Genomic DNA, 11,511 nt, shown 5'->3' on the forward strand with positions numbered 1-11,511 from the left:
GCAAAGAAGACTTTCTGATTCACCGCCCGGAATGCTTCGGAATACCGTAAAGCAGAGAGGGGGAAAAACATGAAAGGCTGCCGTTCCAGCATGATATGGTTTTTGGCCGTTTTACTGACAGCCGGCATCTTTACAATGTCAGCATCAGCAAAAGCAAGCGGCACTCAGCCGGAGAGAGAAATGAGAGCCGTATGGATCGCGTCTGTCACCAATATCGACTGGCCCTCTAAAAAAGGGCTGTCACCTGATGAGCAAAAAAAAGAATACAGCAAGCTGCTGGATGACGTTCAGGCAATGGGGATGAACGCCGTTATCGTCCAAATTAAGCCGACGGCTGATGCTTTTTATCCATCAGATTACGGACCTTGGTCAGAGTATTTGACAGGAACTCAAGGTAAAAATCCGGGGTACGATCCGCTTGCTTTTTTAGTTGAAGAGACACACAAACGGAATCTTGAATTCCATGCTTGGTTCAATCCTTACCGGATCACGATGAATCACACAAATTTGAATGCGCTTTCAAGTGATCATCCCGCCCGTTCCCATCCGGACTGGGTCGCTGCATATGGAAACCAGCTGTATTATAATCCGGGCATTCCGGAAGTAAGGCAATTTATAACGGATGGGATCAAAGAGGTGGTCAGCCGTTATGACATTGATGCGGTTCATATGGATGATTATTTTTATCCTTATAAAATTGCCGGACAGGAATTCCCCGATCAGGCGGAATACGAACGGTACGGAAAAGCTCACTTTGCATCAATTGATGACTGGCGCAGGGATAACGTCAACCGTCTTGTAAAAGAGATCAATCAGACCATTAAACGAGAAAAACCTTATGTCAAATTCGGAATCAGCCCGTTCGGCGTATGGAGAAACGCCGCAGATGACCCGACAGGCTCCAAAACGGCCGCCGGGGTGCGGAACTACGATGACTTATACGCTGACACAAGAGAATGGATCCAAAAAGGATATATTGATTACATCGCACCGCAGATTTACTGGAGCATCGGGTTTAAAGCAGCAGCATATGACGTCTTGACGGATTGGTGGGGGAAAGAAGTGAACAATCGCCCGGTGCATTTATATATCGGGCAGGCGGCTTATAAAATCAATAACAACGCTGATCCTGCCTGGGCCGACCCGGAGGAATACGGAAGACAGATTGCTCTTAACAGGGGATCGGCATGGGTTAAAGGCAGCATGCATTTCAGTTTAAAGGATCTGAACCGTAATCCGCTCAATGTGAAAAGCCGTTTGCTCAAAGACATGTACAGCCGTCCAGCATTAATTCCCGAGATGCCATGGCTTGGACATTCCGCTTTAAAAAAGCCGGCTGTCAAACGAGCGGAAAAAAATGCTTCAGGCAATACACTCTATATCGAAGATGCGAAATCCAACGGTAAGAAAACGGCTTATTACGCCATTTACCGCGCAGAAAAGGGAAAGCAGCCTTATTTAGTGGATACAGTCAGAAAAACAGCGTCACGGACGCAAACATTTTCAGATACTGATACTGATATCCGGGCGAAAGGCGCCTGCACCTATATCGTTACTTCCGTTGACAGGCTCCACCATGAGAGCCGTCCCTCCGCAAAACGGACGGTTAAATAACATTTTTACAAAACTGACAGCTCCTGAGCTGTCAGTTTTTTTGCAGATGAGTCGGAATGTTCAGACTTTATTTGAATGGAATGAATAAAGACCCCCATTAATAAAATGTAGAAAGCAGCAGAAGGAGGAAGATTAATGAATTTTCAACTGACAAAAGAACAGCAGCTGGTGCGCGAAATGGTCAGAGATTTTGCCAAAAATGAAATTGCCCCGAAAGCCCATGAGGTTGATCAATCAGCCGTCTTCCCGGCAGACACATTTAAAAAAATAGGCGAACTCGGTCTGCTCGGAATTCCGTTTCCGGAAGAATACGGCGGGGCGGGCGGTGACACCATTTCATATGCAATAGCGGTTGAAGAAATCGGAAAAGCCTGCGGAAGCACGGGGCTAAGCTACGCGGCGGCCGTGTCACTCGGCGCAAGCCCATTATACTATTTCGGTACTGAACAGCAAAAACAAGAACACCTTACTCCGCTTGCTTCCGGAAAAGCGCTCGGATCATTCGGGCTGACAGAGCCAAATGCCGGTTCAGACGCTGGCGGAACACAGACAAAAGCCGAGAAAAAAGGCGATGACTATGTAATAAACGGTGAGAAATGCTGGATCACAAACGCCAATTACGCCCGCACGGTCATTGTCACCGCCGTGACGGGAAAGAACTCCGCCGGAAAACCGATCATCTCAGCCCTCATTGTTCCGACAGACACACCGGGATTTACGATCACAAACCCGTACGACAAGATGGGTGTGAGAGGATCGGATACGGCCGAACTTGTGCTGGAAGATGTCAGGGTGCCTGCCGACAACCTGCTTGGCGATCCTGAGAAGGGGTTTAAACAATTTTTATATACGTTAGACGGCGGACGGATTTCAATTGCGGCGCTTGCTGTCGGTATCGCTCAAGGGGCATTGGAGGCGTCTCTGTCATATGCGAAAGAACGCAAGCAGTTCGGCAGCCCGATCTCATCATTTCAAGCCATTCAATTTAAACTCGCTGACATGGCGATGGAAATTGACCTTGCCAGACAAATGGTGCTTAAAGCGGCATGGCTGAAGGATCAAAACCTGCCATTTACGAAAGAAGCGGCATTCGCCAAGCTCTATGCTTCAGAAATGGCCGTCAGAACGTGCCTTCAGGCCATTCAAATTCACGGCGGTTCCGGATACATGAAGGAATACGGGGTCGAACGCATGCTTCGTGACGCAAAGCTGATGGAGATTGGCGAGGGAACGTCAGAAATTCAAAGAATGGTCATCGCGAGACAGCTGTTGAAGTGAAATGAAAACGTTTACCAAAGCAATGATGGAAGGAGGCAGGTCATATGGCTGAACTTATCCATTTAACAGCGGGAAAGCTGCTTGAGCGGACCGTGGAGCTTTTCCCGGACCATGAAGCGGTTGTTTACCCTGAGCGCGGCCTCCGTTATACGTATGCCGAGTTTGACCGGTTATGCCGGCAGACCGCAAAAGGGCTGATGAAGCTGGGAATTGAAAAAGGAGATCATGTGGCCATATGGGCATCCAACATACCGGAATGGCTCGCGGCGTAATTTGCAACGGCGAAAATCGGCGCCGTTCTGATCACCATCAATACGAATTTTCAAATCGCAGAGTTGGATTACCTGCTGACCCATTCAGACGTCTCGGCCCTGATAATCATGGACTCCTACCGGCAGACATCTTATGTCGAGTTGGTGAATAAACTGATTCCGGAGCTGAAAACTTGTGAGCGCGGCAGACTGCGTTCGAAACGTTATCCTTTTTTACAGACAGTGTTATATATCGGTGATCAAAGCCCGCCCGGAATGCATCATTGGGATGCTCTGCTGAAGGATGCAGAAACCGTAACGGATGCAGAGCTTGACAGAAGGATGGACAGCCTGAAAAAGGATGATTGCATTCATATGCAATATACGTCAGGTACGACGGGATTTCCGAAAGGCGTCATGCTCTCACATTTTAATATCGTAAATAACGCGGCCAACATCGCAGAATGTATGAAGCTTACCTCAAGTGACCGTTTATGCATCCCCGTGCCATTTTTCCACTGCTTCGGGTGTGTGCTCGGCGTGCTGGCATGTGTATCCGCGGGGGCGGCGATGATTCCGATCGAGCAGTTTTCTCCGCCATCCGTTCTGAAAACGGTGGAACAAGAAGCCTGCACGGCTCTGCACGGTGTGCCGACGATGTTTATCGCCCTGCTTCATGACAGCGGTTTTTCTGATTATGACCTTTCTCACGTCCGAACCGGCATTATGGCAGGCTCGCCATGCCCGGCGGAAGTCATGAGAGAAGTAATCGGCAAAATGGGGATGACCGACATTACCATTGCCTACGGACAGACTGAAGCATCACCTGTCATTACGCAGACTAGAACGGATGATCCGTTTGAAAGAAGAGTGGAAACAGCGGGGCGCGCGCTTCCCCATATCGAAGTCGGAATTGTTCGGCCCGGAACATCCGAGGAGGCTGCACGGGGCGAACAGGGAGAGCTCTGCACCCGCGGATACCATGTCATGAAAGGCTATTATAAAAATCAAGAAGCAACCGAAGAAGCGATAGATAAAGACGGCTGGCTGCATACCGGTGATTTGGCGGTCATGGACGAGGACGGGTACTGCAAAATCACAGGCCGTCTGAAAGACATGCTGATCAGGGGCGGCGAAAATATCTATCCCCGGGAGATTGAAGAAATGTTATATCGGCATCCAGCGGTAGCAGACGTTCAGGTCGTCGGTGTCCCTGATCCGAAATACGGCGAAGAGGCCGCGGCGTGGATCAGGCTCAAAGACGGACAAACCGCTTCTGCAGAAGACATCAGAACCTTTTGCAAAGAAAATATAGCCCGCTATAAAGTCCCCCGGTATGTGTTGTTCACAGATGAATATCCCATGACAGCCTCAGGAAAAATCCAGAAATTCAAACTGCGGGAAAAAACGATTGAAGAGCTCAAGTTAATTTAATGAAAAAGGAGTGCTTCACAATTGTTTAAAAAAGTTCTGATTGCCAATAGAGGAGAAATCGCCTTAAGAATAATCCGCACCTGCAAACGTCTCGGCATCCCCTCGGTATCTGTCTATTCAGAAGCCGACCGGGATGCGCTCCATGTAAAAGCGGCTGATGAGGCCTACCTGATCGGTCAATCGAGAGTAAATGAAAGCTATTTACATATTGACAGAATCATAGAAGCCGCTAAAGCCGCCGGAGCCGACGCCATCCATCCCGGCTACGGGCTGCTGTCAGAAAACAGCCGGTTCGCCGAACGCTGCCGAAAGGAACACATCACATTCATCGGCCCGCCAGGTGACATCATCGTTAAGATGGGAAGCAAGATAGAAGCGCGAAAAACGATGCAGCAGGCAAAAGTCCCGATCGTTCCCGGTGTTTCAGAGCCATTGCCCGATGTTCACTCGGCCTTAGCCGAAGCCCGTGCCATCGGCTTTCCGGTCATGCTGAAAGCGTCCGCAGGAGGAGGCGGAATCGGCATGCAGATCGTACATTCGGAAGAAGAACTGGCAAAAGCGTTTGAAGGCAATCAAAAGCGGGCCGCGTCTTTTTTCGGCGACGGCGCAATGTATATGGAAAAAGTCATTGAAAACGCCCGTCATATTGAAATTCAGATTCTCGCAGATTCTTTCGGCAATACCGTTCACCTGTTTGAACGTGACTGTTCAGTGCAAAGGCGCCATCAAAAAGTGATAGAAGAAGCGCCATCGCCGTTTGTTGATGAGGAATTAAGACAAAGACTCGGTGAAACCGCCGTTAAAGCCGCTAAATCTATCGGCTACCAAAATGCGGGCACAATAGAGTTTCTTGTCGACCAAAAGAAACAAATCTATTTCTTAGAGATGAATACAAGACTGCAGGTAGAGCATCCGGTGACAGAAGAAATTACGGGACTGGATCTTGTGGAAGAACAGCTGAAAATTGCCGCGGGACAGCCGCTGACTTTCTCGCAGAAAGACATCACCCATCACGGGCATGCGATAGAAGTGCGGATTTATGCGGAAGATCCGGTCACCTTTTATCCGTCACCCGGCACTATCTCCTCTTTCTCCGTTTTACGGCATCCGTCAGTGAGACACGAATGCGCCGTTGAAAAGGGCAGCACCGTTTCTCCGTTTTACGATCCGATGATTGCCAAAATGATTGTTACGGCAAAAACGAGAAAACAAGCCATTGAACAACTGAAAACCGCCCTTGGCGAATATCATGTAGAAGGAATTAAAACCAATATTCCGCTGCTGACAAAAATCGCCTGTTCAGAAGCGTTTGAAAAGGGTGAAGCGACAACCGGATTTTTACAAACAATAAACGGGGAGGCGTCAAAATGAGCGTCATAAAAATTCAAATGGCCGGTAACCTGTGGAAAATTCATGTGAAACCGGGCGATGTCATTGAGGAAGGACAGGAAGTGGCTATCTTGGAATCTATGAAAATGGAAATTCCGATCATCGCTGATGCATCCGGAACGGTGAAAGAAGTGAAAAAAACGGAAGGCGATTTCACTGATGAAGGAGAGGTCCTGATTGAGCTTCAATAAAACGGGAGGTGCAGCATGAACTGTCCGAAGCATGTCCGCATCAACGAAGTAGGGCCTCGTGACGGCCTGCAGAATGAATCGGCGTGGGTGGATACAGAAGATAAGATTGAGTGGATCAATATGCTGTCAAAGACAGGACTTCCCTATATCGAAGTGACATCATTCGTGCATCCGAGATGGATTCCGGCTCTTCGTGACAGTCTGGATGTCGCAAAGGGGATTGCCAGATCAGAAGATACGGTCTACGCGGCTCTCGTTCCAAACCTCATCGGACTGGAACATGCAGCAGAAGGCAGAATTGATCAAGCCTGTGTGTTTTTATCAGCAAGCGAAACCCATAACCAAAAAAACGTAAACAAACCGATTGACCGGACCGTTCAAGAACTCAGGCGGGTCATTACTGAAGCAAAAGCTGAAAAAATGGCGACGAGAGCGTATCTGTCCACTGTATTTGGCTGCCCGTACGAACAGAACGTGCCGGTCGAACAAGTCGTCCGCCTGGCAGACACCCTGATCGAAATGGGTGTTGATGAATTATCGCTCGGCGACACAATCGGCGCGGCGAATCCCTTGCAGGTCATCGCCGTGCTTGAAGCCCTTTTGCCGAGAATTCCGGCATCAAACATCGCACTCCATTTCCATGATACAAGAGGCACGGCTCTTGCGAATATCATTCCCGCCCTTGATATGGGCATTACATCCTTTGATACCTCCTCAGGCGGGCTTGGCGGCTGCCCGTATGCCCCGGGATCAGCAGGCAACGCCGCCACAGAAGATGTCATTTATATGCTTGAACAAATGGGGATTGATACCGGGACGGACTTGAATAAACTTCTTGAGGCCGCCGGCTGGATCGGGGACAAAATCGGCAAAGACCTGCCAAGCAGAAACCTGCAGGTATTCAGAACGAAATGAGAAAGGAGAAGCCATGGGAGATTGTGTCTTGTATTCCGTCTGTCAAGAAACGATCGGTCTGATCACACTGAACCGCCCGCATGCAGCCAACTCGCTGTCTTCTGAAATGATTGATGATTTACAGCGTGTAATTACAGACATCAGAAACTCGCCGGCTATTCGCTGCGTCATTCTCACCGGCTCCGGAAACACATTTTGCGCCGGTGCTGATTTAAAAGAAAGAGCAGGAATGAATCATGAACAAGTCAAGCAAAGCGTCAGGCGTATCGGCGAAACAGCCGCCTCAATTGAAGCTCTCCCGCAGCCGGTCATTGCAGCGCTGAACGGAACTGCTGTAGGAGGAGGTCTTGAACTTGCTCTCGCCTGCGATATCAGAACAGCCGTCAGCCGGGCGGGTCTCGGCCTACCTGAAACAGGCCTTGCGATCATTCCCGGGGCGGGGGGAACACAGAGACTGCCGCGGCTTATCGGTCCCGGCGCTGCAAAAGAATTGATTTACACCGGCCGAAGACTCACGGCTCAAGAAGCAAAAGACATGAAGCTGGTCGAGCATGTATGTGAAGCCGGGGAGCTTATGGAAAAAGTAAAAGCACTGGCCGGACGCATCGCCGCCAATGGACCGATCGCCGTCAGACAAGCAAAATTCGCGATAAACAAGGGTCTGGAGACAGATCTCAATACAGGGCTCACCATCGAACGAAAAGCATATGAACAAGTCATCCCGACACTTGACAGAGAAGAGGGCCTGCGCGCCTTTAAAGAAAAAAGACCCCCTGAATACAAAGGAAAATAAAACATGGAGGGACTCGGATGGATTACGAAAAAGAACGGCAGACACGCAGCAAAACGATTGAAAAAGGAGGAGCGGAGAAATATCACGCAAGCAACGAAAAAAAGGGAAAACTGTTTGTAAGAGACAGGCTGAAGCTTCTATTCGATGACGGCATATCCGTAGAAGATGCTTTTTTCGCCGAATGTATGTCAGACGGACTGCCGGCTGACGGGGTCGTCACCGGAATCGGAACTATCGGCGGCAGAACCGTTTGTGTGATGGCAAACGACTCAACCGTAAAGGCGGGTTCATGGGGCGCGAAAACGGTGGAAAAAATCATCCGCATTCAGGAAACGGCGGAAAAGCTGCAGTGTCCGCTTCTGTACTTAGTCGATTCAGCAGGTGCGAGAATTACGGATCAGGTCGACATGTTCCCGGGCAGGAGGGGAGCCGGACGCATTTTTTATAATCAAGTAAAGCTGTCGGGACGCATTCCGCAAATCTGCTTATTGTTCGGTCCTTCCGCTGCGGGCGGCGCTTACATCCCGGCATTTTGCGACATCGTCATTATGGTTGAAGGCAATGCATCCATGTACTTAGGCTCTCCGCGCATGGCGGAAATGGTAATCGGCGAAAAGGTATCGCTTGAAGAAATGGGCGGCGCCCGTATGCATTGTTCCGTATCAGGCTGCGGTGATCTTCTCGCCCGGACGGAACAGGAAGCAATTACGATGGCGCAGACATATCTCAGCTATTTTCCGGCAAATTATACTGAAAAAGCACCCGTCAACACATCCAAGAATCCGAAAGCTTTTGAAAAACCGCTCTCAGATGTCATTCCGGCACATCAAAACGCGCCGTTCAACATGATGGATTTAATTGAACGTGTCATCGATGAAGACTCCTTTTTTGAGATCAAACCATTATTTGCGCAGGAATTAATAACGGGGCTTGCGCGGATTCACGGACAGCCGGTCGGCATTATCGCCAACCAGCCGCGTGTCAAAGGCGGGGTTTTATTTCTCGATTCGGCGGACAAAGCCGCAAAATTCATCGCTTTGTGCGACGCATTTCATATTCCGCTTCTGTTTTTGGCAGACATCCCCGGCTTTATGATCGGAACGAAGGTTGAGCAGGCGGGCATCATCAGACATGGCGCAAAAATGATCTCCGCAATGGCCGAAGCGACTGTTCCGAAGCTTTCCGTTATTGTCAGAAAAGCCTACGGTGCCGGATTATATGCGATGGCGGGCCCGGCTTTTGAACCGGATTGCTGCTTAGCGCTGCCGACTGCGCAAATTGCCGTTATGGGGCCTGAGGCAGCGGTGAATGCGGTATATGCAAACAAAATCAGCGAACTCGCTCCTGAAGAAAGATCGGCTTTTATTCAAGAAAAGCGTGATGAATACAAGGAAGACATCAACCTTTACCGCCTCGCCTCTGAAATGGTGATTGACGGCATCGTTCCCGCTGATTCCTTGCGGGAAGAACTCAATAAACGCCTCACTGCTTACATGTCCAAACAACTGACATTCACACACCGGAAACACCCCGTATACCCGGTATAAAGAAAAAAGACCGCATAGATCCGGCCCGCGGCCGTTCTTCTATGCAGTCTTTTTTTCATAGTCTTGATCTCATCTTTTTCACGACAAAATAAACAACAATAAATACAAGAGCCAATATAATGATCGGAGTCGTATACATTCCGGCATAGCTGTCTACATCTTTCCACTGTCCGCCGAGCTGATACCCGAGATAAACGAAAATGATAGACCACGGAATAATCGCAAGCGTCGTCAAGGTGACAAACTTGGAAAGAGGCATTTTCGCGAGTCCGGCAGGGATGGAAATCGCGTGTCTGACGACCGGGATAAACCGTGCCGAGAATACCACGCCCGCGCCGTAACGGCGAAACCAGTTTTCCGCAACATCAATATGATGCTTTTTCAGCAGTAAGTACTTGCCGTACTTGTCCAAAAACGGACGTCCTCCATAACGGGCGATCCAGTAAATAAAACATTGCGCGATCGTTCCCCCGATGACACCGGCGATAATGGCGCCGATAAAACTGATCGTACCTTCTGACACCATATAGCCTCCGTAAGCCAGAACGATTTCACTCGGAATGATTTCGATCATTAACCCGAGCGCAATCCCTAAATAGCCCATACTTGTCAGCCAGGATAATATTTCACTAATAAAATTGCCCACACTGTTCACAACCTCTTTATCTTTTTACCCAATTATATGACTGATTGACAAGCAAAATGGTTACAAATTATTTTTTAATGCGTCATTTCTTCAGATTCTCTTTTTAACACCTCTTCTAAATAAGCTAAAAGTTTCGGTCTCATTTCTTTCCGCAGAAGCCCGATCTCCGTCCCGGCTTTAAAACACCCGAGCTTATCGCCTATATCGAACCGGCTTCCTTCAAGTTCCCGCGCGTAAATGCTCCGGGTGCGGCACACTTTGCGCAGCGCATCAGTTAATTGGATTTCGCTGCCCGCGCCTCGTCCGATCGTTTTGAGCGCCTGGAAAATGGCAGGGGTTAATATGTATCGGCCCATCACGGCAATACGTGAGGGCGCCTTTTCAGCAGCCGGCTTCTCAATCAGGTCTTCAACCTGATACACATGACCGCTTTGCCGCCCCGTCTGTATAATACCATATTTGCTGACATCAGCAGGCTCGACGGGCTGTACGCCGATTGTTTCTGTGCCGTGCTGGTTATAGACGTCTATGAGCTGCGAAAGCGCGGGGGTGTCAGATACCATAATATCATCTCCTAAGAGAACGGCAAAAGGCTCATCTCCGATAAAATGCTCCGCACACAATACCGCATGTCCTAAGCCGAGCGGCTCTTTCTGGCGGATGTAATGAATATTGGCCAAATCGGCAATCTGCTGCATTTCCTTAAGCATCTCCGTCTTGCCTTTTTCCTGCAGATTGAATTCCAATTCCGCCAACCGGTCAAAATGATCTTCAATCGAGCGTTTGTTTCTCCCCGTAATAATCAGTATATCTTCAATTCCTGATTCTGCGGCCTCTTCTACAATATATTGGATTGCCGGTTTGTCGACAATCGGCAGCATTTCTTTCGGCTGCGCCTTTGTCGCCGGCAGAAATCTCGTGCCTAAACCCGCTGCGGGGATGACCGCTTTTCTCACTTTTTTTCTCATTCATCTTCACTCCTGATCCTGTATGTTTTTCAGCGAATCCCCAAATACCCAGATTCGGTTTCCGATAAAATTCATCATCATTCCGCCGATAGTGGCGGCAAGCTTACTCACCAAAAGCGTACAGCCGCTTTTTTGAAACGCGTAAAGCAATAAAAAGGTGATCACCGACGCGGCGGCATTAATCATGAGAAAGCGCACGATCTCTTTCCCGTCGGCCTTGCGTTTTACACGAAACGTCCAGTTTCGGTTCCACACATAGCTGTTGATGATCCCCGCCGAATAGGAACAGATCTGAGCCGGCAGATAAGGGACATGGCAAGCGGTGAGAAGGAAGAAGACACCAAAATCTATTAGCGTATTTCCCACGCCCACGGTGCAAAAACGGCCTAACGTCTTTATTTTTTCTTTCAGCATAACGGCACCCGGTTTTGACCTCCCTTCATAATAAAATGCGGATGGCTGTCATAGTTGTTGATAGGGATTAC

General features: G+C 49.1%; 9 protein-coding genes and 2 pseudogenes. 8 read left to right on the forward strand and 3 right to left on the reverse strand.

The features are described from left to right. Positions 1-69: 69 nt before the first annotated feature. The 8 genes and pseudogenes from ACW5MY_RS20065 to ACW5MY_RS20100 all read left to right on the forward strand — a co-directional run bounded on the left by ACW5MY_RS20065 (position 70) and on the right by ACW5MY_RS20100 (position 9,412). Positions 70-1,614 carry a glycoside hydrolase family 10 protein gene (locus ACW5MY_RS20065; protein WP_013352473.1) on the forward strand — a complete coding sequence of 515 codons (1,545 nt, stop codon included), beginning with the start codon at positions 70-72 and terminating at the stop codon, positions 1,612-1,614. A gap of 135 nt (positions 1,615-1,749) precedes the next feature. Next, the gene (locus ACW5MY_RS20070; protein WP_013352472.1) at positions 1,750-2,892 is read left to right on the forward strand and encodes an acyl-CoA dehydrogenase; all 1,143 of its coding nucleotides are present in this window, start codon (positions 1,750-1,752) and stop codon (positions 2,890-2,892) included. A 44-nt stretch (positions 2,893-2,936) separates the two neighbouring features. After that, positions 2,937-4,577, forward strand: a pseudogene (locus ACW5MY_RS20075) (AMP-binding protein). Between the two features lie 21 nt (positions 4,578-4,598). Continuing rightward, the gene (locus ACW5MY_RS20080) at positions 4,599-5,948 is read left to right on the forward strand and encodes an acetyl-CoA carboxylase biotin carboxylase subunit (RefSeq protein ID WP_013352469.1); all 1,350 of its coding nucleotides are present in this window, start codon (positions 4,599-4,601) and stop codon (positions 5,946-5,948) included. Next, positions 5,945-6,157 carry an acetyl-CoA carboxylase biotin carboxyl carrier protein subunit gene (locus ACW5MY_RS20085; protein ID WP_013352468.1) on the forward strand — a complete coding sequence of 71 codons (213 nt, stop codon included), beginning with the start codon at positions 5,945-5,947 and terminating at the stop codon, positions 6,155-6,157. The genes ACW5MY_RS20080 and ACW5MY_RS20085 overlap by 4 nt, the downstream gene beginning before the upstream one ends. A 15-nt stretch (positions 6,158-6,172) precedes the next feature. Further along, entirely contained in the window at positions 6,173-7,072 is a 900-nt protein-coding gene (locus ACW5MY_RS20090) for a hydroxymethylglutaryl-CoA lyase (RefSeq protein ID WP_013352467.1), read from the forward strand. 13 nt (positions 7,073-7,085) lie between these two features. Continuing rightward, positions 7,086-7,865: an enoyl-CoA hydratase gene (locus ACW5MY_RS20095; RefSeq protein WP_013352466.1), complete on the forward strand. Its 780-nt coding sequence runs from the start codon at positions 7,086-7,088 to the stop codon at positions 7,863-7,865. A 17-nt stretch (positions 7,866-7,882) separates the two neighbouring features. After that, positions 7,883-9,412 carry an acyl-CoA carboxylase subunit beta gene (locus ACW5MY_RS20100; RefSeq protein ID WP_013352465.1) on the forward strand — a complete coding sequence of 510 codons (1,530 nt, stop codon included), beginning with the start codon at positions 7,883-7,885 and terminating at the stop codon, positions 9,410-9,412. 55 nt (positions 9,413-9,467) lie between these two features. Here the strand turns inward: ACW5MY_RS20100 and uptA are convergent, their stop codons facing one another. From uptA to ACW5MY_RS20115, 3 genes and pseudogenes are all read right to left on the reverse strand, one after another. Continuing rightward, entirely contained in the window at positions 9,468-10,058 is a 591-nt protein-coding gene (uptA, locus tag ACW5MY_RS20105) for an undecaprenyl phosphate transporter UptA (protein ID WP_013352464.1), read from the reverse strand. A gap of 74 nt (positions 10,059-10,132) precedes the next feature. Further along, the gene (galU, locus tag ACW5MY_RS20110) at positions 10,133-11,026 is read right to left on the reverse strand and encodes a UTP--glucose-1-phosphate uridylyltransferase GalU (RefSeq protein WP_013352463.1); all 894 of its coding nucleotides are present in this window, start codon (positions 11,024-11,026) and stop codon (positions 10,133-10,135) included. A gap of 6 nt (positions 11,027-11,032) precedes the next feature. Beyond that, positions 11,033-11,492: pseudogene (locus ACW5MY_RS20115) on the reverse strand (GtrA family protein). Positions 11,493-11,511 lie beyond the last annotated feature (19 nt).

The organism is Bacillus sp. Bwzl_19 (assembly GCF_054900515.1).